This is a genomic window from Croceicoccus sp., assembly GCF_983967925.1.
The window spans coordinates 33,426-58,898 of sequence record NZ_CFETID010000018.1; the positions used below are offsets into that span (position 1 = coordinate 33,426).

General features: G+C 62.5%; 26 protein-coding genes. 8 read left to right on the forward strand and 18 right to left on the reverse strand.

From position 1 onward, the window contains the following. Positions 1–759: a TSUP family transporter gene (locus tag AC4FIJ_RS11205; protein ID WP_490336809.1), complete on the reverse strand. Its 759-nt coding sequence runs from the start codon at positions 757–759 to the stop codon at positions 1–3. 145 nt (positions 760–904) lie between these two features. Between AC4FIJ_RS11205 and AC4FIJ_RS11210 the strand changes: the two genes are divergently transcribed. Together AC4FIJ_RS11210 and tgt are read left to right on the forward strand one after the other, a co-directional pair. Further along, positions 905–1,444 (forward strand): alpha-ketoglutarate-dependent dioxygenase AlkB, encoded by a 540-nt coding sequence (locus AC4FIJ_RS11210; RefSeq protein WP_490336810.1) that lies wholly within the window; start codon positions 905–907, stop codon positions 1,442–1,444. Between the two features lie 32 nt (positions 1,445–1,476). Next, positions 1,477–2,598, forward strand: coding sequence for a tRNA guanosine(34) transglycosylase Tgt (gene tgt, locus AC4FIJ_RS11215; protein WP_490336851.1), 1,122 nt, complete (start codon positions 1,477–1,479; stop codon positions 2,596–2,598). Here the strand turns inward: tgt and AC4FIJ_RS11220 are convergent. Both AC4FIJ_RS11220 and rpsD read right to left on the reverse strand, forming a co-directional pair. Next, complete coding sequence (locus AC4FIJ_RS11220) at positions 2,576–2,776, reverse strand: hypothetical protein (protein ID WP_490336811.1); 201 nt, start codon at positions 2,774–2,776, stop codon at positions 2,576–2,578. The two genes, tgt and AC4FIJ_RS11220, sit on opposite strands and share 23 nt — an antisense overlap. Before the next feature lie 143 nt (positions 2,777–2,919). After that, positions 2,920–3,534, reverse strand: a complete 615-nt coding sequence (gene rpsD / locus AC4FIJ_RS11225) for a 30S ribosomal protein S4 (RefSeq protein ID WP_490336812.1) — start codon at positions 3,532–3,534, stop codon at positions 2,920–2,922. 34 nt (positions 3,535–3,568) lie between these two features. On the opposite strand from rpsD, the gene AC4FIJ_RS11230 reads away from it, so the two are divergent. Next, positions 3,569–4,087: a chorismate mutase gene (locus tag AC4FIJ_RS11230; RefSeq protein ID WP_490336813.1), complete on the forward strand. Its 519-nt coding sequence runs from the start codon at positions 3,569–3,571 to the stop codon at positions 4,085–4,087. Positions 4,088–4,160: 73 nt separating this feature from the next. Here the strand turns inward: AC4FIJ_RS11230 and AC4FIJ_RS11235 are convergent, their stop codons facing one another. The 8 genes from AC4FIJ_RS11235 to AC4FIJ_RS11270 form a co-directional block, all read right to left on the reverse strand. Then, complete coding sequence (locus AC4FIJ_RS11235; protein WP_490336814.1) at positions 4,161–4,907, reverse strand: RNA methyltransferase; 747 nt, start codon at positions 4,905–4,907, stop codon at positions 4,161–4,163. Beyond that, a complete protein-coding gene (gene nrdR / locus AC4FIJ_RS11240; protein WP_490336815.1) occupies positions 4,891–5,367 on the reverse strand; it encodes a transcriptional regulator NrdR in 477 nt (158 codons plus the stop codon). The genes AC4FIJ_RS11235 and nrdR overlap by 17 nt, the downstream gene beginning before the upstream one ends. A 14-nt stretch (positions 5,368–5,381) precedes the next feature. Next, complete coding sequence (locus tag AC4FIJ_RS11245) at positions 5,382–5,561, reverse strand: hypothetical protein (RefSeq protein ID WP_490336816.1); 180 nt, start codon at positions 5,559–5,561, stop codon at positions 5,382–5,384. Positions 5,562–5,571: 10 nt separating this feature from the next. Next, the gene (gene glyA, locus AC4FIJ_RS11250) at positions 5,572–6,870 is read right to left on the reverse strand and encodes a serine hydroxymethyltransferase (RefSeq protein ID WP_490336817.1); all 1,299 of its coding nucleotides are present in this window, start codon (positions 6,868–6,870) and stop codon (positions 5,572–5,574) included. Between the two features lie 26 nt (positions 6,871–6,896). Continuing rightward, positions 6,897–7,352 (reverse strand): ribose 5-phosphate isomerase B, encoded by a 456-nt coding sequence (gene rpiB / locus AC4FIJ_RS11255; protein ID WP_490336818.1) that lies wholly within the window; start codon positions 7,350–7,352, stop codon positions 6,897–6,899. Between the two features lie 188 nt (positions 7,353–7,540). Further along, positions 7,541–9,568, reverse strand: coding sequence for an RNA polymerase sigma factor RpoD (gene rpoD, locus AC4FIJ_RS11260; protein ID WP_490336819.1), 2,028 nt, complete (start codon positions 9,566–9,568; stop codon positions 7,541–7,543). 87 nt (positions 9,569–9,655) lie between these two features. Further along, complete coding sequence (gene dnaG / locus AC4FIJ_RS11265; protein ID WP_490336820.1) at positions 9,656–11,539, reverse strand: DNA primase; 1,884 nt, start codon at positions 11,537–11,539, stop codon at positions 9,656–9,658. Positions 11,540–11,562: 23 nt separating this feature from the next. Then, positions 11,563–12,015 (reverse strand): GatB/YqeY domain-containing protein, encoded by a 453-nt coding sequence (locus tag AC4FIJ_RS11270; RefSeq protein WP_490336821.1) that lies wholly within the window; start codon positions 12,013–12,015, stop codon positions 11,563–11,565. A 192-nt stretch (positions 12,016–12,207) separates the two neighbouring features. Between AC4FIJ_RS11270 and carA the strand changes: the two genes are divergently transcribed. From carA to greA, 3 genes are all read left to right on the forward strand, one after another. Next, positions 12,208–13,392: a glutamine-hydrolyzing carbamoyl-phosphate synthase small subunit gene (gene carA, locus AC4FIJ_RS11275; RefSeq protein WP_490336822.1), complete on the forward strand. Its 1,185-nt coding sequence runs from the start codon at positions 12,208–12,210 to the stop codon at positions 13,390–13,392. 48 nt (positions 13,393–13,440) lie between these two features. Next, positions 13,441–16,764, forward strand: a complete 3,324-nt coding sequence (gene carB, locus AC4FIJ_RS11280) for a carbamoyl-phosphate synthase large subunit (protein ID WP_490336823.1) — start codon at positions 13,441–13,443, stop codon at positions 16,762–16,764. A 108-nt stretch (positions 16,765–16,872) separates the two neighbouring features. Next, positions 16,873–17,349 carry a transcription elongation factor GreA gene (gene greA, locus AC4FIJ_RS11285; RefSeq protein ID WP_490336824.1) on the forward strand — a complete coding sequence of 159 codons (477 nt, stop codon included), beginning with the start codon at positions 16,873–16,875 and terminating at the stop codon, positions 17,347–17,349. A gap of 50 nt (positions 17,350–17,399) precedes the next feature. Here greA and AC4FIJ_RS11290 read toward each other — a convergent pair whose 3' ends face one another. The 5 genes from AC4FIJ_RS11290 to AC4FIJ_RS11310 form a co-directional block, all read right to left on the reverse strand. Further along, positions 17,400–17,621: a DUF4170 domain-containing protein gene (locus AC4FIJ_RS11290; protein ID WP_490336825.1), complete on the reverse strand. Its 222-nt coding sequence runs from the start codon at positions 17,619–17,621 to the stop codon at positions 17,400–17,402. A gap of 104 nt (positions 17,622–17,725) precedes the next feature. Beyond that, the gene (locus tag AC4FIJ_RS11295) at positions 17,726–18,316 is read right to left on the reverse strand and encodes a hypothetical protein (RefSeq protein ID WP_490336826.1); all 591 of its coding nucleotides are present in this window, start codon (positions 18,314–18,316) and stop codon (positions 17,726–17,728) included. Positions 18,317–18,388: 72 nt separating this feature from the next. Next, positions 18,389–18,763, reverse strand: a complete 375-nt coding sequence (locus tag AC4FIJ_RS11300; protein WP_490336827.1) for a hypothetical protein — start codon at positions 18,761–18,763, stop codon at positions 18,389–18,391. A gap of 4 nt (positions 18,764–18,767) precedes the next feature. After that, the gene (locus AC4FIJ_RS11305; RefSeq protein ID WP_490336828.1) at positions 18,768–19,130 is read right to left on the reverse strand and encodes a phage holin family protein; all 363 of its coding nucleotides are present in this window, start codon (positions 19,128–19,130) and stop codon (positions 18,768–18,770) included. A gap of 134 nt (positions 19,131–19,264) precedes the next feature. Further along, positions 19,265–19,804: a hypothetical protein gene (locus AC4FIJ_RS11310; protein WP_490336829.1), complete on the reverse strand. Its 540-nt coding sequence runs from the start codon at positions 19,802–19,804 to the stop codon at positions 19,265–19,267. Between the two features lie 307 nt (positions 19,805–20,111). On the opposite strand from AC4FIJ_RS11310, the gene eno reads away from it, so the two are divergent. Together eno and AC4FIJ_RS11320 are read left to right on the forward strand one after the other, a co-directional pair. After that, entirely contained in the window at positions 20,112–21,395 is a 1,284-nt protein-coding gene (gene eno, locus AC4FIJ_RS11315; protein ID WP_490336830.1) for a phosphopyruvate hydratase, read from the forward strand. Positions 21,396–21,566: 171 nt separating this feature from the next. Next, positions 21,567–23,663, forward strand: coding sequence for a M13-type metalloendopeptidase (locus AC4FIJ_RS11320; RefSeq protein WP_490336831.1), 2,097 nt, complete (start codon positions 21,567–21,569; stop codon positions 23,661–23,663). A gap of 3 nt (positions 23,664–23,666) precedes the next feature. Here AC4FIJ_RS11320 and ribH read toward each other — a convergent pair whose 3' ends face one another. Next, the gene (gene ribH / locus AC4FIJ_RS11325) at positions 23,667–24,089 is read right to left on the reverse strand and encodes a 6,7-dimethyl-8-ribityllumazine synthase (RefSeq protein WP_490336832.1); all 423 of its coding nucleotides are present in this window, start codon (positions 24,087–24,089) and stop codon (positions 23,667–23,669) included. Positions 24,090–24,123: 34 nt separating this feature from the next. Beyond that, positions 24,124–25,443 carry a 3,4-dihydroxy-2-butanone-4-phosphate synthase gene (ribB, locus tag AC4FIJ_RS11330; RefSeq protein ID WP_490336833.1) on the reverse strand — a complete coding sequence of 440 codons (1,320 nt, stop codon included), beginning with the start codon at positions 25,441–25,443 and terminating at the stop codon, positions 24,124–24,126. Positions 25,444–25,473 lie beyond the last annotated feature (30 nt).

A 25,473-nucleotide genomic window follows, 5' to 3' on the forward strand; every position in this document is an offset into this window, starting at 1 on the left:
TCAGCCGCTGAACCATCCCCAGATCAGCCGCGCGGTCAGCCCGAGGCTGACGGCGACGAGCAATGGGCGGATCAGCTGAGCGCCGTGCCTGACCGCGAATTTCGATCCGATCCACGAACCCGTCATCGCGCCGGCCGCGCAGGCCAGCCCCAGTGCCCAGACGATCTTCCCGCCCGCGGCAAACACGATGACGCTGGCGATGTTGGTCATCATGTTGAACAGCTTGGCATGCGCAGTAGCGCGGGTCAGGCCTTCGCCGCGCAGGCCCACCTGGCTTGCCGCGAAAAAACTGCCGGTTCCGGGCCCGAAGAAGCCGTCATACAGACCGATGATGCCAGCGACGGGCGCATAGCCCTTGCGCGTCAGGATCTGGTGCGCCTGCGTATCGTCCATCCGCGGCGATAACAGTACATAGAGCGCCACACCCGCCAGCAGCAGCGGCACGATCAGTTCCAGCGCGCGGGTCGAGACCTGCTGCACCAGCAGCGAGCCCGCCGCCGCCCCGGCCAGCGCGATCAGCCCCAGCCATTTCTCTTTGCGCCAGTCGACCAGCCCCGCGCGGGCATAGTTCACGAACGCCATGGTCGTTGCGAAGATTGACTGCGACTTGTTGGTGCCCAGCGCAAGCTGCGGCGGCAAACCCGCGAACAATAGGGCCGGCATCATGACCAGCCCGCCGCCGCCCGCTACGGAATCCAGAAAGCCCGTAAGCACGGCCACGCAGGCCATTACGATCAGAAGCCAGGGTTCGATGTCCATTGACCGCCCTTAGCGCCAGTTCGTCCCGCTGGGGAAGGGCTGATGGCCCCGCTCGACCCTTGAGCGGGTGGGGCGGACAGCCCATATCGCCAGCGTGCCTCACCAGCCCGATCTTTTTGCAGACGTTGCCGATCTTGAACCTGCCGTGCCCTGGCTGTCCCGGTCGGGACCGCTGCTGGATGCGCATGAACAGGCCGAAGCCGTCAAGCTTATCGAGGCCTTGTCGCTGACACCGTTCCGCTTCGGACCTTGGACAGGACGGCGTGAAACGATATCCTTCGGCTGGCACTATGATTTTGAGCGGGGCGGCGTTTCACGCGCCGATCCCATGCCCGACTGGCTGGTCCGCATTCGCCAAGTGCTCGCGGAGGCCTTTAGCGACCCGGCGGACATGTACGAGCAAGCCTTGCTGATCCGCTACAGGCCGGGTGCGGTCATCGGCTGGCACCGCGACCGGCCCCAGTTCGGGACGGTCGCTGGCCTTTCCCTTGGCTCGCCCGCGACCATGCGTTTGCGCCGCCGCCGTACCTCTGGGTTTGATCGCACCAGTTTCGCGCTGGAACCTGGTAAGGCTTACCGCCTCGACGGCGAAGCGCGGCACGAATGGGAGCATTCGATCGCCGCTTTGCCCGAAACACGCTGGTCGATCAGTTTTCGCAGCATCGCAAGGCCGATGGCGGGGTGACGAACGATGCGCAGACCGCTAAGCGCCCGCGCATGACGCGCTTCGAGTTCACCATTCACGCCCGCGAGGGCAGGGCCCGCACCGGCGAGATTGCCATGCAGCGCGGCACGATCCGCACGCCTGCCTTCATGCCGGTCGGCACGGCGGCGACGGTCAAGGCGATGAAGGTCGAAGACGTGCGCCGTACGGGCGCAGAGATCATTCTTGGCAATACCTATCACCTGATGCTGCGGCCCGGCGCAGAGCGGGTCGCGCGTCTGGGCGGGCTGCACGCCTTCATGGGCTGGGACCGCCCGATCCTGACCGACAGCGGCGGCTATCAGGTGATGAGCCTGTCCGACCTGCGCAAGATCACCGAGGAAGGCGTGACCTTCAAGAGCCATCTGGACGGATCGCGCCATGCGCTGACGCCCGAACGCAGCATGGAGATCCAGCGCCTGCTAGGCAGCGACATCGTCATGGCGTTCGACGAATGCCCTCGCGCAGATCGTCCACGCGACGAGATTGCCGCTTCGATGGAAATGTCCATGCGCTGGGCCAAACGCAGCCGCGAGGGTTTCGACAGCGGCGGCGAACATGCCGCGCGGTCGGCCCTGTTCGGGATCCAGCAGGGCGCACTGGATGAGGAGTTGCGCCGGATCAGCGCGGACAAGCTGACCGACATCGGCTTCGACGGCTATGCCGTGGGCGGCCTCGCTGTGGGAGAGGGGCAGGAGGCCATGTTCGCCACGCTCGATTTCGCGCCGGGCCAGCTGCCGGATGACAGGCCCCGCTATTTGATGGGCGTGGGCAAGCCGGACGATCTGGTGGGCGCGGTCGAACGCGGCATCGACATGTTCGATTGCGTGCTGCCCAGCCGATCGGGCCGCAACGGGCAGGCATTCACATGGAACGGCCCCATCAACATCCGCAATGCGCGCTTCGCCGAGGATCAAGAGCCGGTCGATAGCCGCTGCTCCTGCCCGACCTGCGGGAAATACTCACGCGCCTATCTGCATCATCTTGTGCGGTCTGGCGAAATTCTGGGCGCGATGCTGATGACCGAGCATAATCTGTCGTTCTATCAGCAATTGATGCAGGCGATGCGCGATGCGATTGCGCAGGGCCGGTTTGCCGCCTTTGCCGCCGACTTCAGGCGTGAATATTTGGGCTGAGCCCGCGTTCCTGCCGTTTGGCGGCACGCCTCTCTTCAAGGATCGTATCGCGATAGGCGACGAAGTTGCCCGCCGCATCCAGAAAGCCTGCGCCGATGCTGTTGGCAAAGCGTTTTGCCAGCTCAAGCGTCGGGTACCATTTGCCCTTACGATTGGGGGTGATGAACCTGTATTCCATGATGCCGGATGAATGCCGCAACAAGGCCCCGGTTCCGGCAATTCGGCCCGTATTGTAACGGCTTGGCGCATTTCGGGACAGGCCACGAAAAAGGGCGGCCTCCCGCAGGAAGCCGCCCTGTTTTTCTGGTCTGAACCGATGGATCAGCGCGAGTAGAACTCGACCACCAGGTTCGGTTCCATACGCACCGGATAGGGCACTTCGTCCAGCGTGGGAACGCGGGTGAAGGTCACCTTGTCGGTGCCGTCGGGCGCGACATAGTCGGGGATTTCACGCTCGGGCAGGCTCTGCGCTTCGATCACCAGCGCCATTTCCTGCGCCTTGTTGCCCAGCGAGATGACGTCGCCGACGAAGCAGCGGCGTGATGCGATGTTGCACTTCACGCCATTGACCTTGATGTGGCCATGCGAAACGATCTGGCGAGCCGCGAAGATGGTCGGCGCGAACTTGGCGCGATACACGATCATGTCGAGGCGCTGTTCCAGCAGGCCGATCAGGTTCTGGCTGGTATCGCCCTTCATGCGCGACGCTTCCTGATAGGTGCGCTTGAACTGCTTTTCGGTGACGTCGCCGTAATAGCCCTTCAGCTTCTGCTTGGCGCGCAGCTGCAGGCCGTAGTCGGAAACCTTGCTCTTGCGGCGCTGGCCGTGCTGGCCGGGGCCATAGGAACGACGGTTGACGGGGCTGTTGGGACGGCCCCAGATGTTTTCGCCCATACGGCGGTCAAGTTTATGCTTCGAGGCTTTACGCTTCGACATAGTCTTTCCTTCAATATGCAGACCGCGGCGCCAGATGCGCATTGCGATCGAGTTTTTCGTGGCCCGGACACGCACCGCCCGACATAGATGTCTGGCGCGGCCACCGCTTCACCGGGGTGCGGGGCCTATTGCGAGCGCGCGCATTTGCAGAAATGCGCGCTTGCGTCAAGTCCGGCACGCCCCGGCGCATGAACCGCGCGCCCTGCACTGGACAACCGCCCATGCGCACGGCAATGGCGGCGCCATGGAAAAGGCAATCGAACCCGAACTCTGCCGCACGATGAAGGAAGTGCGCCAAGGCGTCGACACCGTCGATGCGGCCCTGGTCGAGCTTCTGGCCCAGCGCTTCGGCTATATGCGCGCGGCCGCCCGTATCAAGCAGGATCGCGAAGCGGTGCGTGACGAAGAACGCAAGCAGGCCGTGATCGAGGCCGCGGTCGCCGCCGCGCGCAGGCACAAAGTTCCGGAAGGGCTGGTTGCCCGCTTCTGGGAAGATCTGGTGGAAACGTCGATCGCCTATGAAGACGAGGAATGGATTCGCCTGCGCGACTGACGCCTATCCCACCGCCGTGTGCGGCAAATTGCGCGGACCCTTCTACGAACCGAAATACAGGTAAGCGGCGCAGCTATCCGTCTTGGCGCGGCCCCTTCGCCAGCGCGCTCAACACGCCGCGCATGGTGCGGATCTCGAGGTGGTTCCAAGCCGGCTTTGTCAGCATGGTCCGCAACGTCCGCCGCGTGGCTGTGGCGCGGCTCTCGGGGCGAAAATAGCCGCAAGGTTCAAGCATGCCCTCCAGCTGCGCAATCATGCCGTCAAGCTCCTGCTGCGGGGCAGGGGGGAGGATCTCCTCGCTCGTCGGCTGGGCCATCATGCCGCCGTCCGAATGCTGCGATTTCGACCATTCATAGCTTAGAAGGATGACGGCCTGCGCCAGATTGAGCGAACCGAATTCCGGATTGATGGGCACCGTGACGATGGTCCGGGCGAGCGCCACGTCGTCGGTTTCCAGACCCGATCGTTCCGGGCCGAACAGGATCGCATGCCGCCCGGCCATGCTCGCCATCTCGCCCGCCGCCTGCTCCGGCGTCAGGACCGGCTTGGTCACCCCGCGTTTGCGCACGGTGGTCGCATGGACATGCGCGCAATCGGCGACCGCATCGGCCACGCTGTCGTAAACCCGCGCCTGTTCCAGAACGATATCAGCACCCGACGCCGCCGGGCCGGCGGATGGATTGGGCCATCCGTCGCGCGGGGCGACAAGGCGCATCTCGGTCAGTCCGAAATTCAGCATGGCGCGCGCGGCCTTGCCGATATTCTCGCCCAGTTGCGGACGGACCAGAACGATGACCGGATTGCTATTCGGCGGCGACATCGCGCACCGTGCTGGCGAATTGCTCGAAGTCACTGGCTTCGCTGAATTCGCGGTAGACGCTGGCAAAGCGGATATAAGCCACCGAATCGAGCTGGCGCAGCCCCTCCATCACCAGCTCGCCAATTACGGCCGAGGGGATTTCGCTGTCGCCGCGCGTTTCCAGCTGACGCTGAACGCCCGAAACCAACCGATCGATCTGCTCGTGCGAGATGGCTCGTTTGCGGCAGGCCAGGCGAACCGCATGTTCCAGCTTTGCCCTGTCGAACGGCTCGCGGCGAATCTCATCGCCCGTTCCACCCGACTTGAGGACCGTGACCTCGCGCAGCTGAATACGCTCAAACGTCGTAAAGCGTGCGCCGCAGCCCTCGCACTGGCGCCGCCGGCGGATGGCGCTGCCATCTTCCGCCGGCCGGCTGTCCTTTACCTGGCTCGATTCATTCGCACAGAACGGGCAACGCACTTAAATCATGACCTTCAGATCTTGCCCTTGGCCTTGGCGTAACCCAGCCCGCCGCCGACGATGCCGCCGATGATGGGTCCGACGAAAGGCACGGGGATCGCGATAACAGCGCCAACCGCACCCCATTTCGCCGCTTTCTGCGCTTCGGGCGAAAGGCCGTTCCAGTAATCCTTGATGCCGCCGGGTTCGCTCATGATGGGCTCCTTAGTCCTCGTAGATCGGGAATCGATCGCACAGGGCCTCGACGCGCGCGCGGACGTTCTGTTCCACCTGCGCGTCGCCGGCTTCGCCGCATTTTGCCAGACCGTCGAGCACATCGGCGACCATATGGCCGATCTCGCGGAATTCCTCGGGCCCGAATCCTCGCGTGGTGCCCGCGGGGCTGCCGACGCGTATGCCGCTGGTCTTCATCGGCGGCAGCGGATCGAACGGAATGCCGTTCTTGTTGCAGGTGATGCCTGCACGTTCCAGCGCCTCGTCCGCGTCCTTGCCAGTGACGCCTAGCGGGGTCAGGTCGATCAGCGCCAGATGGGTATCGGTGCCGCCGGACACGACTTCCGCGCCGCGCTCTTTAAGCGTGGCAGCAAGGACCTGCGCGTTCTCGACAACGAGCCGGCTATAGGCCTTGAATTCGGGCCGCAGCGCCTCGCCGAATGCGACGGCCTTGGCGGCGATCACGTGCATCAGCGGGCCGCCCTGAAGGCCCGGGAAAACGGCGGAGTTCAGCTTCTTCGCCAGTTTCTCGTCATTGGTCAGGATCATGCCGCCGCGCGGGCCGCGCAAAGTCTTGTGCGTGGTGGTCGTGGCGATATGCGCATGGGGGAAGGGCGAGGGGTGGATGCCCGCCGCGACCAGACCGGCGAAATGCGCCATGTCGACCTGAAAGATCGCGTCGACCGAATCCGCGATCTGGCGCATGCGCGCAAAATCAATGATGCGGGGATAGGCGCTGCCGCCAGCGATGATCAGCTTGGGCTGATGCTCCTTGGCAAGACGCTCCACCTCGTCGTAATCTATCTGGTGCGTGTCCCTGGTCACGCCATATTGCACGGCGTTGAACCATTTGCCCGAAAGCGCGGCGCGTGCGCCATGCGTCAAATGCCCGCCCGCATCGAGGCTCATGCCCAGAATCGTATCGCCCGGCTTGACTGTCGCCAGCAGAACCGCGCCATTGGCCTGCGCGCCCGAATGCGGCTGCACATTGGCGAATTCGCAGCCGAACAATTCCTTCGCGCGGTCGATGGCAAGCTGCTCCACCGCGTCGGACGGTTCGCAGCCCTGGTAATAGCGGCGGCCGGGATAGCCTTCGGCATATTTGTTCGTGAACACCGAACCCTGCGCGGCAAGGACCGCCTTGGAGACGATGTTCTCGCTCGCGATCAGTTCGATCTGCTTGCGCTCGCGCTTCAGCTCATGATTGATGGCCTTGGCGACGGCGGGGTCCGACGCGGCAAGGTCATCGGTGAAGAATCCGGTGCTGCGGATCGCGGTGTCGACGGTCATGATGTCTCTTTCACGCTTATTCTTGATCAGGAAACTGTCTGGGGCACGAAGGGGGGCGAGGAAAGCTTGTCGACGCGGCCCTCGTGACGGCCGCCTTCGAAACGGCCGACCATGAAGGCGGCGATGCAGGCTTTAGCCATGTCGATGCCGACCAGCCGTGCACCCAGCGCAATGGCATTCGCGTCATTATGCTCGCGCGCCAGCATCGCGGACAGCGGCTCGTTCACCAGAGCGCAGCGCATTTTCGGATGACGGTTTACTGCGATCGAGATGCCGATTCCCGATCCGCAGATGGCGATGCCGAAATCACTCGCGCCGCCGGTGACGGCCAGGGCCAGCTTGTATCCGAAGTCGGGATAATCGACCCGCGCATTGCTCTGCGGACCGCAGTCGGTCACGACGTGGCCTTCATCCGCAAGCCAGCGGGCAATATCCTGCTTCAGGTCGAAACCGGCGTGATCGGAAGCGATGGCAATGCGCATGAGCGGCCTGTGTCAGTTTTGAGACTCGGGTGTTTGCGACGCGCATAATGTGAACGCGCGCAATTGACCACCGCAATCGGGGTTTTGGCCAATAAAGCGCGCATATCAGCGTCCGGCCCGGCGCATATGACAAAAGGCCCCGCATGGAATTACCACGCGGGGCCTTGCGTAAATGGCCGTAACCGAAGTTACTGGTCGAGGAAGCTGCGCATCTTGCGGCTGCGGCTCGGATGCTTGAGCTTGCGCAGCGCCTTCGCCTCGATCTGGCGGATACGTTCGCGCGTGACCGAGAACTGCTGGCCCACTTCCTCAAGCGTGTGATCGGTGTTCATGCCGATGCCGAAGCGCATGCGCAGCACGCGTTCCTCACGCGGGGTAAGGCTGGCGAGCACGCGGGTCACGGTTTCCTTGAGGTTCGCCTGAATCGCGGCATCCACCGGAATGATCGCGTTCTTGTCTTCGATAAAATCGCCCAGATGCGAATCTTCCTCGTCGCCGATAGGCGTCTCAAGGGAGATCGGCTCCTTGGCGATCTTCATCACCTTGCGAACCTTTTCGAGCGGCATCGACAGGCGTTCGGCCATTTCCTCGGGCGTCGGCTCGCGGCCTTGTTCGTGCAGGAACTGGCGGCTTGTGCGGACCAGCTTGTTGATCGTCTCGATCATGTGGACCGGGATACGGATCGTGCGGGCCTGATCCGCGATCGAACGCGTGATCGCCTGCCTGATCCACCAGGTCGCATAGGTGCTGAACTTGTAGCCGCGGCGATACTCGAACTTGTCGACCGCCTTCATCAGGCCGATGTTGCCCTCCTGAATGAGATCCAGGAATTGCAGGCCGCGATTGGTGTATTTCTTGGCGATGGAAATCACGAGGCGCAGGTTCGCCTCGACCATTTCCTTCTTGGCGATGCGGGCCTCGCGCTCGCCCTTCTGCACCATGTTCACGATGCGGCGGAATTCGGGCAGGGCCATGCCGGTCTGGCTGGCGATGTCCGCGATCTCGGCGCGGATGCGCTCGACCGGCTCGGCTTCCTTATCGGCGAAGGCGGCCCATTTCTTGTCCTTCTTCGCGACCGTGGTCAGCCAGCCTTCGTCGATCTCGTGCCCGACATAGGCCTGCAGGAAGTCGGCGCGCTTCACCTTGTGCCGTTCGGCAAGGCGCAGCATCTGGCCGCCAAGCGCGGTCAGGCGGCGATTGAAGGCATAGAGATTGTCGACCAGAAACTCGATCTTGGTCGCGTGGAACTGGACGGATTCGACTTCGGCGGTCAGTTCCTCGCGCAGATTCTCGTACTTGTCTTCCTTGCCCTTGGCGAACACCTCGCCCCGGCCCATCGCATCGACACGCTCGTTCTGCAGCTTCTCGAAGCTGCGGAACAGCTTGGTGATGCGGGCGAAACGCTCAAGCGCGTCGGGCTTGAGCGCGGCCTCCATCTGGGCGAGCGAGAGGGTGTTGTCCTCCTCGTCGTCGTCCTTGCGGCGGCCTTCGCCTTCCTCGCCGTCTTCGCCTTCGCCGTTCTCTTCCTCGTCGTCGTCGTCATCGTCCTCTTTATAGGACGGGCCGGCGGTTTCCTCGGAGATCTCGCCGTCGCCTTCGTCGTCGTCGGTCAGGTTCTCGGGCGCGGGTTCCTTGGACAGCATGGCGTCGAGATCGAGGATCTCGCGCAGCTGCATTTCCTCGTTATTAAGGGCCTCTGACCACTGGATGATGGCGTGAAACGTGATCGGGCTTTCGCACAGGCCCATGATCATCATGTCGCGGCCGGCCTCGATCCGCTTGGCGATGGCGATCTCGCCCTCGCGGCTCAGCAGTTCGACGGCGCCCATCTCGCGCAGATACATGCGCACAGGATCGTCGGTCCGCTCGACCGTTTCCTTTTTCTTGGCCGGTGCCTTGTGATCCTTAGGGGCGGTGCCATCATCCGAATCGGAATCGTCGTCATCCGACGCGTCGATTTCGTCCGGCGTATCCTCGCCCTCTTCGGAATCGTCGTCGTTTTCGACGATATTGACGCCCATTTCCGAGATCGCGGACATCACGTCCTCGATCTGCTCGGACGACATCTGGTCCTGCGGCAGCGCCTCGTTCAGCTCGTCATAAGTGATCACGCCGCGCTTCTTGGCGCGGGCGATAAGCTTCTTGATGGACGCTTCGTTGAGGTCGATCAGCGGTGCATCACCGTCGCCGCCGCCGTTTGTCGTTTTGGTTGCCATTACCGCCTATTCATCTGCCCTGATCTACGCCTGCCGATCATCGCCTGCTGTCGTGTCGATAACCCGCTGGATAGTTGATCGTATATTTTACTGATTGCCACCTCGCATGGCCGCCATTTGCATGAGGCGGGCATCGAATTCCAGCTTTCTCTTCAACAAGCGCTGCTGCTCGGCAAAGGATCCTTCCGGATCATCGCCGAACCGAGCGGTCGCCGATACGAGGGCCGCCTCGATCGCCGGTCTTTCGACCAGCAGCGAGATTGCCTCCGTCAATTCTTCCGCAGCCTCGGCCGGTGTCGTGCGATCGGACAGGAAGGCAAGTTTCATGCCGCCGATCGCGTCCCCATGGGGCAGGGCCAGTCCACGTTCGGCCAATATGGCGGCAATATCGGGACTTTCAAGCGACCCCCCGCCGATTTGCCCCGTTTCCGCAAGCTCGAGCAAGGCATCGAGGAGCCGCGCCTGCCCGGCATCTTCGGGACGCAATTGCGAGATCTGCTCGGCCTTGCCGTTCAGCAGGGACGGGTGGCGGACAAGCCCCAGTATGACGGCGGCCATCAGGCGCGTGCGTGCGCTGGCCGGTCCAAGCTGCCTGAGCAGCGGGGAGGGCGGGGTATTGTCGCGCTGAAACCGTTCGAACCGCCGCGATCCGCCGAACTCGCCCGCAAGCTTGCCACCAAAGCCGCGCGCTGGCTGGCGCTGCCGGGGCGGAAAGGCAAAGGCCGAAAAGCGGTCGCGCAATTCGCGGGCATAAAGCGCGCGTATATCGGGATGCTGGATAGCGTCGGCATGCGCCATCAACCGTTCCTTCAACCCGGCCTTGGCCTCGGGCGTGGCGGTTGCGGTGGCGGACTTTTCGAAACGCCAGATCAGATCGATCAGGCTTTCACCGCCGCCCAGCAGTGACTTCATGGCGGCAGGGCCATCGCGCCTGATGAGATCGTCGGGATCGAGGCCCTCGGGCAGCGTAACGATCGAAAGGCTATGCCCCGGCCTTAGCATGGGCAGAGCGCGTTCGACGGCGCGCATGGCCGCGCGCTGGCCTGCCGCATCACCGTCGAAACACAGCACCGGGACCGGCACCATGCGCCACAGCAGTTCGATCTGCTGTTCGGTCAGCGCGGTTCCCATGGGCGCGACAGCCTCGGCAATGCCTGCACCTGCCAGCGCAACGACATCCATATAACCCTCGACGACCACCAACCGCTCGCTCTGGCGCGAGGCGGCGGAGGCGCGGTGGATGTTGTAAAGCGTGCGGCTCTTATCGAAAACGGGCGTGTCAGGGGAATTGAGATATTTGGGGGCGTGATCGACCTTGCGCAGGATACGCCCGCCAAACCCGATGACCCGCGCGCGCCGGTCTTGAATCGGCAGCATCAACCGCCCTCGGAACCGGTCATAGGGTTCCTTGCCATCGACGGTTATCAGCAAGCCCGCCTCGATAAGCATGTCGCGTTCGAAACCCGACAAGGCCTTTTCGATCCCGCCCTTTGCATCGGGTGCAAAGCCGAAACCGAATTCGCGTATTTGCGCCTCGGAAATTCCCCGCTGCTTCAGATAGGCGCGGGCTTCCGCACCCTCGGGCGCCGACAGATTGCTAACGAACCACGCCTGCGCTTCGCCCAACACGTCATGCAGCGAAGCGCGCTGCTGTGCCGCCTGCGCATAGCGCGGATCGGGCGCGGGCACTTCCATGCCCGCCTGCTCGGCTAGTTCCTTGACCGCATCCATGAACGGTAGACCGCGCTGATCGGTCATCCAGCGGATCGCATCGCCATGCGCGCCGCAGCCGAAGCAGTGATAGAACTGCTTCTCGTCATTGACGTAGAAGCTGGGCGTATTCTCGTTATGGAACGGGCAGCATGCCTTGAACTCGCGCCCCGCGCGCTGCAGCTTTTCGGTACGACCGATCAGCGCGGACAGCGTGATCCGCGACCTCAGTTCGTCCAGCCATTGGGGAGAGAGCGCCATCGCCCCCTAATGCCGCAGGCGCCTCAGGAAAGCGAGGCTTTCACAAGCCCGCTCGCCTTGCTCATGTCCAGCTCGGTGCCGTGGCGCGCCTTCAGCTCGGCCATGACCTTGCCCATGTCCTTCATGCCGCTCGCGCCTGTCTCGGCCTTGATCGCCTCGATCGCGGCTTTCGTTTCCTCCTCGCTCATCTGCGCGGGCAGGAATTCCTCGATGACGGCCAGTTCCTTTTCTTCCGCCTTGGCCAGCTCGGCGCGGCCGCCCTCGTTGTACATCGCAATCGATTCGCGGCGCTGCTTGGCCATCTTCTGCAGCACGTCGATGACCAGCGCATCGTCGTCGCCGGTCGCCTCGCTGGTGCGCAGTTCGATGTCGCGGTCCTTCACCTTGGCCAGGATCAGGCGAATGGCATTCAGCCGTTCCTTGTCCTTGTCCTTCATTGCCTGGATCTGGGCGGCCTTGAGATCGTCGCGGAGCATGATTTTTCTTCTTCGTTCGATAGGATGATGTCGATGTGCCCCGGCAGATAGGGCGGATCGCGGGTGATGCAAACCCAACTTGGGGTCGGTAATCCCGATTTATGCGGAAACCCCGCTTGACGGTCTGCGCTCCCATCTCTAGCGGACGGGACTTAGCACATATCGCCGGACCCCTAGCTAACGGAGCGCCTCATGGCCGACCCCGCATCTTCACGCGCGCCTATCCCCCAGGGGGCTACCGCCGTTCTCGTTTTTGCCGATGGCCACGTCGCATATGGCAAGGGTTTCGGCGCCACGGGCGACGCGGTGGGAGAGCTTTGCTTCAACACCGCGATGACCGGCTATCAGGAAGTGATGACCGATCCGTCCTATGCCGGGCAGGTGGTCTGCTTCACCTTCCCGCATATCGGCAATGTCGGCACCAATGACGAGGATGTCGAAGGCAAGGTCGATTCGGCACTGGGCTGCGTGGTGCGCGAGGATGTGACCGATCCCTCCAACTTCCGCGCCATGGGCGACTTCCCGGCATGGATGGAGCGTATGGGCAAGATCGGCATCGCGGGCCTCGACACCCGCGCGCTGACCCGCCGCATCCGCATCCAGGGCGCGCCGAACGTGGTCATCGCGCATGATCCGGATGGTAACTTCGACATCGACGCGCTGGTCGCCAAGGCCGCCGCGTGGAGCGGTCTGGAAGGTCTGGACCTCGCCAAGGGCGTCAGCCGTGAAATCAGCGAAGGCTGGACTGGCGGCCACTGGGTGCTGGGCGAGGGCTATGGCGCGCCCTCCGATGAAGGCCGTCCGCATGTCGTCGCCATCGACTACGGCGCGAAAGACAATATCTTCCGCAATCTGGTGAGGGCAGGGGCCAAGGTTACCGTCGTCCCTGCTGAAACCGGCTTTGAAGAGATCAAGGGCCTGAAGCCCGATGGCGTGTTCCTGTCGAACGGCCCCGGCGATCCGGCGGCGACGGGCGTGTACGCGGTGCCGGTGATCAGGGCGCTGCTGGATGCGGATGTGCCGCTGTTCGGCATCTGCCTTGGCCACCAGATGCTGGCGCTGGCGGCGGGTGCCAAGACCGCCAAGATGTTCCAGGGCCACCGCGGCGCCAACCATCCGGTACAGCGCGTCGGCGGCAACTGGGGCGAGACCGAGGGACTGGTCGAGATTACCTCGATGAACCACGGCTTCGCGGTCGACGGCGAGACCCTGCCCGAAGGCGTGATCGAGACGCACAAATCACTGTTCGACGGCACCAATTGCGGCATCGCTATCACCGGCAAGAAGGCGTTCGGGGTGCAGTATCACCCCGAGGCTTCACCGGGCCCGCAGGACAGTTTCTATCTGTTCGAGAAGTTCGTGGGTGCGCTTCGCTGATAACGCTCATCCTGCTGCATCCTTGATATTCGTTAGGCGAGAACAATAATGCCCAAACGCACTGACATCTCCTCCATCCTCATCATTGGCGCGGGTCCGATCATCATCGGGCAGGCGTGCGAGTTCGATTATTCGGGCACACAGGCGGTCAAGGCGCTGAAGGAAGAGGGGTACCGGGTCATCCTGGTGAACTCGAACCCCGCCACGATCATGACCGATCCGGAAATGGCCGACGCCACCTATGTCGAGCCGATCACCCCGGACTTCGTCGAGCGCGTGATCGCAAAGGAGCGGCCAGATGCGCTGCTGCCCACCATGGGCGGGCAGACCGCGCTGAACACCGCGCTCAAGCTCTTCGAGAACGGTATTCTCGACAAATACGGCGTCAAGATGATCGGCGCGGACGCCGATGCCATCGACAAGGCCGAAAACCGCCAGCGGTTCCGCAAGGCGATGGACAAGATCGGGCTGGAATCGGCGCGCAGCGGTGTCGCCAACACGCTCGACGAAGCGATCAAGGTGCTGGATCACACCGGCCTTCCCGCCATCATCCGCCCTTCCTTCACGCTGGGCGGCACCGGCGGCGGCATCGCCTATAACAAGGCGGAGTTCGAGCGGATCGTTCGCGAAGGCCTCGACGCCAGCCCGACCACCGAGGTGCTCGTCGAGGAATCGCTGCTCGGCTGGAAAGAGTACGAGATGGAGGTCGTCCGCGACCGCAAGGACAATTGCATCATCATCTGCTCGATCGAGAATGTCGATCCGATGGGTGTGCACACGGGCGATTCTATCACCGTGGCGCCGGCGCTGACGCTGACCGACAAGGAATACCAGATTATGCGCACCGCCAGCATCGAGGTGCTGCGCGAAATCGGTGTGGAAACAGGCGGTTCGAACGTACAGTTCGCAGTCAATCCCAAGGATGGCCGCCTGATCGTGATCGAGATGAACCCCCGCGTCTCGCGCTCCTCCGCGCTGGCGTCGAAGGCTACCGGCTTTCCCATCGCGCGCGTCGCGGCAAAGCTGGCCGTCGGCTACACGCTAGACGAGATCACGAACGAGATCACCGGCGCGACGCCCGCCAGCTTCGAGCCGACGATCGATTATATCGTCACCAAGATCCCGCGCTTTGCCTTCGAAAAATTCAAGGGCGCCGAGAACAAGCTGGCCACCGCGATGAAGTCGGTGGGCGAAGTCATGGCCATTGGCCGCAACATGAAGGAATCGCTGCAAAAGGCGCTGCGCGGCCTCGAAACCGGGCTCGACGGGTTCAACCGGATCGAGGAGCTGGAAGGCGCCAGCCGTGACCAGATCACCGCCAGGCTTGCCGAACGCACGCCTGAGCGTTTGCTGATCGTGGCGCAGGCCTTCCGCGAGGGCCTGACGCTCGACGAAATCCACGGGATTACCCAGTACGACCCCTGGTTCCTGCGGCATATCGAGCAGATCATTGCCGAGGAGGCCGACATCATCGCCAATGGCGTGCCGCGCACCACCGAGGGTCTGCGCCGCCTGAAGGCCATGGGCTTTTCCGACAAGCGGCTGGCCACGCTGGCCGTCCGCTCGGTCGGTGTCGCGGGCGGCATGGGCGAAACGCAGGCCAAGCGTTCGGGCCTGCTTCACGATACGCTGAAGGCCATGGCAGGCGGCACCTCGGAAGAGGAAATCCGCGCATTGCGCCACAAGCTGGGCGTGCGCCCCGTGTTCAAGCGCATCGACAGCTGCGCCGCCGAGTTCGAGGCGATCACGCCCTACATGTACTCGACCTACGAAAACCCCCTGTTCGGAGAAGCCGAGAACGAGGCCGACCCTTCAGACCGCAAGAAGGTCGTAATTCTTGGCGGCGGTCCGAACCGGATCGGGCAGGGCATAGAATTCGACTATTGCTGCTGCCACGCCTGCTTCGCGCTGGACGAGGCGGGCTATGAAACGATCATGATCAACTGCAATCCGGAAACCGTGTCGACCGATTACGACACCTCCGACCGGTTGTATTTCGAACCGCTGACCGCCGAGGACGTTCTGGAAATTCTCGACGTCGAGAAATCGCGCGGAACGCTGCACGGTGTCATCGTCCAGTTTGGCGGCCAGACTCCGCTCAAGCTTGCGCAGGCGCTGGAGGATGCGGGCATTCCGATCCTCGGCACCAGCCCCGACGCGATCGACCTCGCCGAAGACCGCGAACGATTTGCGCAGTTGGTCAACAAGCTCAACCTGCTGCAGCCCGCCAATGGCATCGCGCGCAGCCAAGATGAGGCGCGGGGCATCGCGGCCAAGATCGGCTATCCCGTGCTGATCCGCCCGTCCTATGTGCTGGGCGGCCGCGCGATGGAGATCGTGGACAGCGAAGCGCAGCTTGACGAGTACATGGAGACCGCCGTTCGCGTATCGGGCGACTCTCCGGTGCTGATCGACCAGTATCTGCGCGATGCGGTCGAATGCGATGTCGACGCGCTTTGCGATGGCACCGATGTGGTGGTCGCGGGCGTCATGCAACATATCGAGGAAGCCGGCGTCCATTCGGGCGACAGTGCCTGCACGATCCCGCCCTACAGCCTTCCCGCCGACATTATCGAGGACATGGAACGCCAGGCCGATGCGTTGGCGCGCGCCCTGAAGGTCGTAGGCCTGATGAACATCCAGTTCGCGGTCAAGGACGGCAAGGTCTACTTGATCGAGGTCAATCCCCGCGCCAGCCGTACCGTGCCCTTCGTCGCCAAGGCAATCGGCCAGCCCATCGCGAAAATGGCGGCGCGGGTCATGGCTGGCGAAATGCTGGGCGACATGCCGCCGATCAAGCGCGACATCGACTATTTCGCGGTCAAGGAAGCCGTTTTCCCGTTCAACAAGTTCCCCGGCACCGATCCGGCGCTTTCGCCCGAGATGAAATCGACGGGCGAAGTCATGGGCATCGACCCGGACTTCACCGGCGCCTTCATCAAGAGCCAGCTTGGCGCAGGCGCGATGATGCCCGAAAGCGGCGTGCTTTTCGTGTCGGTCAAGGACAGCGACAAGCAGATCATCCTGCCCGCGGTGAAGCAGCTGGCCGAAAATGGCTTTACGGTGATTGCCACCGGCGGCACGCAGCGGTTCCTTGCGGAAAACGACGTTGCGGTCGAAGCGGTCAACAAGGTGGCCGAAGGCCGCCCGCACATCGTCGATGCGATCATCGACGGTAAGGTCAGCCTGATCTTCAACACGACCGAAGGTTGGCAGAGCCTGAAGGACTCGAAGTCCATCCGCCAGGCCGCGCTGGTCGAGAAGGTCCCGATCTATACGACGGCGGCGGGGGCTATCGTTGCCGCGCAGGCAATCGCCGCGCAACGCGGTGGCAAGCTTGAAGTGCGCTCTCTTCAGGCCTATTATAGCTGACCGCTAACGTTCCTCCCTGCAACGTCGGTTCCGATTTCCACCGCTGCTGTTCGCGGCGGTGGCAGGAACCTGTTTCGCTGGAGAGGGACCAGGAGGAAATGAATTAGAATGGCGAGTGTCGAAAAGGTACCGATGCTGGCGGAAGGCTATGAGAAGCTGACTGCCGAACTGAAGCTGCTGCGTGAAGAGCGTCCCCGTATCGTCGACGCGATCGAGGAAGCGCGCGCGCATGGCGATCTGTCGGAAAACGCGGAATATCACGCGGCGAAGGAACGTCAGGGGCAGGTGGAAGCGTCGATTGCCGATCTTGAGGACAAGGTCAGCCGCGCGCAGATCATCGATCCGGCGACGCTTTCGGGCGACAAGGTCATTTTTGGCGCCACCGTCACCCTGCTGGACGAGGACGACAAGCCGGTCCGCTATCAGATCGTTGGGCCGACCGAGGCAGATGCCAAATCCGGTCGCATCAGCTATTCAAGCCCGCTCGGCCGGGCGCTGATCGGCAAGAAGGTCGATGACGAGATCGAAGTGACCGTCCCGTCGGGCGAGCGCTTCTACGTGATACAGAAGATCGAATTCATCTGAAATAATGGGGCGGAGGGCCATGCCTGCTCCGCCCCATTGCCGATCCGGGATCAGTCGTTGAGATCGGGTTCGAGCAGGCGGTGGAGGTGGACCACCACATATTTCATCTCGGCATCGTCGACGGTCTGCTGCGCCTTGCTGCGCCACGCGTTTTCGGCCGAGGAGAAATCGGGAAACACGCCCACGATATCGAGCGCCTTGAGGTCCTCGAACTCATGACCACGCGGATCTTTCACGCGACCGCCCATCACCAGATGCAGTTTCTGCGACATCAAACACTCCGCTTGTAAATGAAAAGCCGCCCCGTCGGGCAGGACAGGGCGGCTAGTAGCGTATCGGCGGGTCTATCCAAAGACCCAATTTTCTGCGTGTTCGATCAGCGGCGGATCCGCGACATCATCGAACGGGTCTTGAATCCTGCGTCCTCGCCAGCGTGGCGAGCAGCAAGGGCAGCCTTGTCGCCCAGATGGCGCGCAGAGAGCATCGTGCCTTCGCCGCGTTCGGCCAGGCCATGCGCCAGATTGCTGCTGGCGTCGGCAACCGTATCGCCCAGTTCGCCCAGCTTCTCGCGCGATTCTTCTGCTGCATTCTCTGCCAGTTCGAGGATCTGGTGGCCGTAGGTCGATGCCAGTTCCGCCAGCAAACCGCCCGCGGTCATGACCGAACCGCGAACCTTGCGTCCCGGCCTTCCGGGCAGTGCCAGCGCGATCAGCGCACCGATGGCGACGGCGCCGCCGATTGCCACGAACGGATGATCCTTGACGAATTCCTTGGCGCTATCCGCGGCGGCCTTGGATTGCTCGGCCGCCTTAGCGCGGGCCGGGGCGGTGCGTTCGGCAATGCGTGCCTGCGCAGCGGACAGTTTCTCGGCAAGCGTCGGATCCTGCGGAGCCGACAGATCATTGGCGGGCGGAACGACGGCCTGCGGCTTTTCGTCGGGTTGCGGAGCAGTGGTTGTGTCAATCACGAGCGGAGGTCCTTAATATGAGTTGCCTTTGCAGAACTAATGGCCCGCGCGGAATACGGTTCCGCTTTACCCTCAGATCCGGCGATCTTCTGCGTATTCGGCGTGTTTTCCACGATATGCGGCATCTTCGTAGTGATCGTCACCGTCGTTATACTCGTCCTCGTCGCCCGAAAGCCCAAGCAGACTGGCAGCAAAGGCGCCGATGGGACCGCGCAGGAACCAGCCCGTCAGGCCAAGTGCGCCGATCGTCACGAGTGCGCGATGGCTGCTGGCGACGTCCGCCGCCTCTTCGGCAATGGTCTTGCCTTCGGTGACAAGCTTGGTCGTAACGCGCTTGCCGACTCCAGCAGCGTCGAGATCCGCGCGAACCATTTCGCGCTGCGTGTCGAAGACCTGGCGCGCCGCATGACGCAGGCGCTTGGCTTCAAGAACATCTTGTTCGCCCATGGGATCAGCCTTCCTTGTCCGAAATGACGCGCTTCGTACGCTCCAGCCGCGATTGTCCGCTTTTGGCAAGGACAATTGCGATGATGCCAAGCACGGCCGTGACGAGGGCCGTGGAGCCCCAATAGGTAATGATCTGGCCCAGAGCGAGGACAAGCCCCACCACGAGCGCCATCAATGCAAAGAAGCCGAAGACCGCGGCGGCGGCGAAGCGGGCGCCGATGCCCTTGGCGGCTCCGGCGGCGTAGAGGGCGCGTTTCTTGTGAAAATCGATCTCTGCTTCGGCCAGCAGCTTGCCATCGTCGACCAGAGCGCGAACATCCTCAACAAGTGAGCGTTCGGCTGCGATATCGTCGGCAGTTTCCGACATGAAGCATTTCCCCTGTCACGTGGTCTCCGGACTGGAAAACCGCGCCTCTTATTGATGTCATGGCCGTGGACATGGATTCCACAGGGAGGAGGGGGCGGCATCCGCTGACGCCGCCCCCTCTTAACAGATTTCGATCACTTGCTGCGGAACATCCGGGCAAGCAGATAACCTGCACCGGCCGCGATCGCGACAGCCGTTCCGGGGCTCTTGCGCACGAATTCCCGTGCATCCTCGCCGAGCTGCTCCAGCGATTTCTCGTCGAGCGAAGCAGCATTCTTCTCAAGGCTGCCGGCAGCCGTACGGGCATAATCGCCGTATTTGACGCCAAGCTTCTCATCGAGAGTAGGCGCGTTATCGGTAATCAGGCGCGACAGTGCGACAAGACCTTCGCTGGCCTTCGACTTACCGTCATTGGCAAGCTCATACGCCTTCGCCTTGGCCTGATCGCCATAGACGGCGGCATCGCCTTTCAGCTGCTCACCCTTTTCGCCGGCACGATTCTTGTAGCTGTCCGACTTTTCCAGCGCTTCGGCCTTCAATTCGGCCACACCGGCCTTTGCTTCGTCCAAAGCCTTGGAAAAGCGGCTCTTCGCTTCGGCCTTGTGATCCGTGGCACCGAGGCCGGCGGCGGGAGTCGTCTGGGAAGGAGTAGTTGAGTCGACCATGGTTTGCATCTCTCATTCCTTTCGGCCCTTGGCGGAAGGCCGGATTGATTGCGTGGTCAGGAGTCCGACGTACTCGAAAACCTGGCGGTTCTGTCGTGCCGCCCGGTCCTGTCCAGCCAATGGACCGGACCTTGCGGCGGAAGAGACGCACATGTCGAGCGCCCTTCATTCGCTGATGCAATAACGACTGTTGCCAGCCATTGTTCCGCCAACTAATCGGCGACCATATCACGAAACACCCGAACCACGACGACGCAATTTTCGAAAACCCCTACTTTCCGTCCTGCAGGACCGTCCATTCAGAGAGGCAAGCTTCATGACCGCGATCATCGATATCCACGCACGCGAAATTCTCGACAGCCGCGGCAATCCGACCGTCGAGGTGGATGTCCTGCTGGAAGACGGATCGATGGGGCGCGCCGCCGTCCCCTCGGGCGCATCGACGGGCGCGCATGAAGCCGTCGAACTGCGTGACGGCGACAAGTCGCGCTATCTCGGCAAAGGCGTGCTGAAAGCCGTGGACGCTTGTAATACCGAGATTTCCGACATGCTTCTCGGCCTGGATGCCGAGGATCAGCGCGATATCGATTACGCGATGATCGAGCTGGACGGGACCGAGAACAAGTCGCGTCTGGGCGCCAATGCGATGCTGGGCGTTTCGCTGGCGACCGCAAGGGCCGCGGCGGCGGCGCGTGGGCTGCCGCTCTATTCCTATGTCGGCGGCGTTTCGGCGCACATGCTGCCCGTGCCGATGATGAACATCATCAATGGCGGAGAACATGCCGATAATCCGATCGATTTCCAGGAATTCATGGTCATGCCCATCGGCGCCGAATCGATTGCCGAGGCCGTGCGCTGGGGCGCGGAAATTTTCCACACGCTGAAAAAGGGCCTCTCGGACAAGGGGCTTTCCACGGCCGTGGGCGACGAAGGCGGCTTTGCCCCGAACCTCGCATCGACGCGTGACGCGCTCGATTTCATCATGGGGTCGATCGAGAAGGCCGGTTTCAAGCCGGGCGACGACGTCGCGATCGCGCTCGACTGCGCGAGCACCGAGTTCTTTGCCGACGGCCGTTACGACATTGCGGGTGAGGGGATCTCGCTCACCGGCGAGGAAATGGCCGACTATCTGGCCGATCTTTGTGCCGCCTATCCGATCCGTTCGATCGAGGACGGCATGGCCGAGGACGATTTCGCTGGATGGAAGGCCCTGACCGACAAGGTCGGCGGCAAGGTCCAGCTGGTCGGTGACGATCTGTTCGTGACGAACCCGCGCCGTCTTGCGATGGGGATCGAGCAGGGCCTCGCCAACTCGCTGCTGGTCAAGGTCAACCAGATCGGCACGCTGACCGAAACGCTGGAAGCCGTCAGCATGGCGAACCGTGCAGGCTATACCGCGGTCATGAGCCATCGTTCGGGTGAGACCGAGGATTCCACCATCGCGGATCTGGCGGTTGCGACCAATTGCGGACAGATCAAGACCGGGTCGCTGGCTCGTTCCGACCGTCTGGCGAAATACAACCAGCTGATCCGTATCGAGGAAGAGCTGGGCGCCAGCGCGCTTTATGCCGGGAACGGTGCGTTCGGTCGCCTGTCCTAAAGCTAAACCTCCACATCGGGGTGGCCATTCCGTTTCAAGGAATTGTCACCCCGACACCGGCAGGCGCCGGAACGATTTGCACGCGGCGGTTCTGTTCCCTAGAAGACATGTGCCATTTTTTCGCCACATAGTCCGCACGCCCTTTGGTGCGGTTCATTGCCAGAGCCGTTTGTGTCCTATCACCCTATCGCATTGATTTCGCTGTCACTCCGCAGATTGCGGGTGCTGCTGGGCATGCTCGCGGTGTTGACGGTCCTCGGCTGCTCCGGCGCGGAAGATCAGGCGGTTTCGCCGTTCCAGGGAACGGGCATCGGCATCAGCACCGCCGACATCGACACATCGATCGATCCGGGCAATGATTTCTATCGCTATGCGAACGGAAACTGGCTCAGCGCGGTCGAGATACCGGAAGGGTCCGACATCGTCACGCGCCAGTCGCGCGCTTCGGCCGAACTGGAAAGGCGGCTGACGACCATTGTCGAGGATATCGCCGGCAGACCGCAGGACGACGGATCGCCCGAAGCGATCGTGCGCGACTATTACCGCAGTTTCGTCGACCGCGCCTCGATCAACCGGCAGGGCATCGGCCCGGCTTTGGGCGACATCCGGCGCTTTCAGTCGGTGGATGACGTGGGCATGCTGTCCGAAGTCATCGGTGGAACCTTGCGGGCCGATGTCGATCCGATGGCGGATGCATCACGCGGCACGCCAAATCTTTTCGCCATAGCGGCAAGGCCCGCGCCCGATGATGGGCGCACCGTTCCATGGCTGATGACCGGCGGGCTCGGTCTGCCCGATCGATCCGATTACCTGGCCGATACGGCGGCAGCGCGCGGCAATAGGGCGGCCTATCGGGACTATGTCGCCCGTATTCTGTCGCTTGCCGGTCTAGATGGTGCAACTTCGCGTGCGGATGGCGTGCTGGCACTGGAAAGCGCGATTGCAGAGGCGACGGGGGAAGGGCTGGCCGAACAGGACCGGCTGGCCGCTGCGACGATATGGAGCAGGCAGGATCTGGCCGAAAACGCGCCGGGCATCGACTGGCAGCGCCTGCTGGTCGCGGCAGGACTGGATGAGGCAGAGCGTTTCGCCCTGTTCAGACCCGATGCCATACGGGCGCTTTCCGGGCTCGTCGCCTCCGAACCTGTCGGTGCATGGCGCGACTGGCTCGTTTTTCATCGGCTCTCCAGCCATGCAGAGGTTCTGCCCGACAGATTCGGCAGTGCGCATGCCGGCTTTTACGAGCGTCGGTTCAACGTTCCGTCGCGGAGCCAATCGCTCGAACGGCGGGTTGTCGACCGGATCGGCGCTCTCTTCCCCCAAACCATCAGCCGCCTTTATGCGGAACGCTATTTCTCGGACGAGGAGAAGCGCGATGTCGAGATCATTGCCGAGCGCATTCGTTCCGCATCGATAGCGAGGATCGAGAGCGATGGCGAACTGGGCGAGGATGCGCGGAGCGAGGGCGTCAGGAAGCTTGACGCGATGACGATTGCGGTCGGCTATCCGGAGCGCCACGGAGAAATATCGAAGCTGCGAGCCGTCGGCGACAACGCCTATGCGATGACGATTGCGGCCGAGCGTGCAGCCTATGCGCAAGAGCTGGCAGCGCTGACCCGTGCAAGATCGGACCTGCGCTGGCGGGTCGGCGCGCATCAGACGGAGGCCCAATATCTGCCGCTCGAAAATGCGCTGATCATTCCCGCTGCCCTGCTGCAACCGCCGTTCTACGATCCCGAGGCGGATGCGGCGGCCAATTACGGTTCGATTGGCACCATCATCGGACGCGAGATCAGCCGGGCGATCGGTTCGGTGGGCGGGCTGATCGATAGTCGAAACATTGTGAGCGGATGGCTGACCCCTGCCGACGGTGAAATAATGACCGGCCGCAGCGACCGTCTGGCCCGGCAACTCGGCGAACTGGGGGGCAATCCAGCGGAAAAGGACGAGGTGATGGCGGGGCAATACGATGCCCAACTCGCCGGTTTGGTCGCCGCCTATGACGCCTATCGGGCTTCTCTCGATGGGCGTGAACCGCGGGTGATAGAGGGCTTCACCGGCGACCAGCGCTTCTACATCGCTTTCGCGCAACTATGGGCCACCAAGGCGGACGCCCAATATGCCCGCCGGATGTCGCAGGGCGGAGATTGGATGGCACCACGTCTTCGGGTCGCGACGGTGCGCAATGTTGACGCTTGGTACAGGGCGTTCGATGTCCAGCCGAACGATGCGCTCTATCTCGCCCCGGAAGACCGGGTATCGTTCTAGGCGTCAGGCGGCAAATCGTCCGGACAGTTCAAGCAGGGACAGCGCCGCCTTTGCCGCTTCACCGCCCTTGTTCTTCTGGGCCGGGTCGGCACGAACGAGGGCCTGCTCCTCGTTCTCCACGGTAAGGATACCGTTGCCGATGGCGATACCGTCCATTGTCAGGGCCATGATCCCGCGTGCACTTTCGCCCGCGACAATCTCGAAATGATAGGTTTCGCCGCGTATCACTACGCCGATGCCGACATAGCCTTCGTATTGACCGCTCTCCGCCGCCAGCGCGATCGCCGCGGGTATTTCCAGTGCGCCGGGGACCGTGACGACCTCTACCTCATGCCCCTTTTCCTCTAGTTCATCGCGAGCGCCGGCGATTAGCATGTCGTTGAGATGCGAGTAGAAGCGTGCTTCCACGATCAGGAAACGGGCCAAGAAATTTCTCCGCAGAATTTGAAAAGTTTGGGGCTCAGGCGTCGGCAGTCGCGGAAGATGGCTCGCGCGTCAGAAACCGTTCCTCGACGATCGACAGGCCATATCCCTCAAGCGCGATGAGCGAATGATGCGAGGTCGTCAGCAAGATCATCTCATGCACACCCAGTTCCGCCAGGATCTGCGCCCCGACGCCATAGTCACGCAATTCGTCCATGTCGCTGCCGCCGCGACCTTCGCGAAAGTCCAGCATTCTGCTAACCGCACCGCCTTTGAGCTTGCTGATAGCCACAATGACGCCGGCACCGGTCTTTTCGATTTCCCGCATCGCTTTTTGGAACAGCCCGTTTCGGAAACCGTCCTCTCCGAACACGTCCGAGAACATGTCGAGCGTATGCATGCGCACGAGCACTGGCTCTTCAGGATTGATCCTGCCGTGGACGAGGGCGAGCATCTCGTCCCCTGTCGGCTCGTTGCGAAAGGCCATAGCCTTCCATTCGGCACCGCCTTCGGTCTTGAACCGGCTTTCCGACACCATTCGGACATGGCGATCGTGATGTCGGCGATAGGCGATCAGGTCGCGGATCGTACCGATTTTCAGATCGTGGAGACGCGCGAAGCGCAGAAGGTCGTCCATCCGCGACATCGAACCGTCCTCGTTCATGATTTCGCATATCACGCCCGAGGGGTTGAGTCCGGCAAGCCGGGAAATATCGACAGCCGCTTCGGTGTGTCCGGCGCGGGTTAGCACGCCTCCGTCCCGCGCGATAAGCGGAAACACATGCCCCGGCGTGACGATGTCGTCGCGGCTCTTGGATGCATCGATTGCGACGCTGATCGTGCGTGCGCGATCCGCCGCGCTGATGCCGGTGGTGACACCCTCGCGCGCTTCGATCGAGGTCGTGAAAGCCGTTTCGTGGCGAGTCCGGTTGTTGCGGCTCATCAGCTCGAGGCCTAGTTGCTCGACGCGCTGCTTTGCAAGGGCCAAACAAATCAGGCCGCGTCCGTGCGAAGCCATGAAGTTGATGGCGGAGGGTGTGGCCATCTGGGCCGGGATGACCAGATCGCCTTCGTTCTCGCGGTCTTCGTCATCGACCAGGATGAACATCCGGCCATTGCGGGCTTCGTCGATGATTTCCTCGGGCGTGGCGATGACATTGCGGTCGCTGTTGGCGCGAAGGAACTGATCGAGTTTCGACAGGGTTTCAGCCGTAGGGTTCCATTGCGGCTCTCCGCAATCGCGCAGGCTATTGGCGTGAAGCCCGGCCGCGCGAGCAATCGCGCTTTTCGTCATGCGGCCCGAATCGACCAATTCCATGATCTGACCGAGAGTCGAACTGGTTGCTGTGCTGTTCATTAGGGCGATGTGTCACATTGCAATGTGACC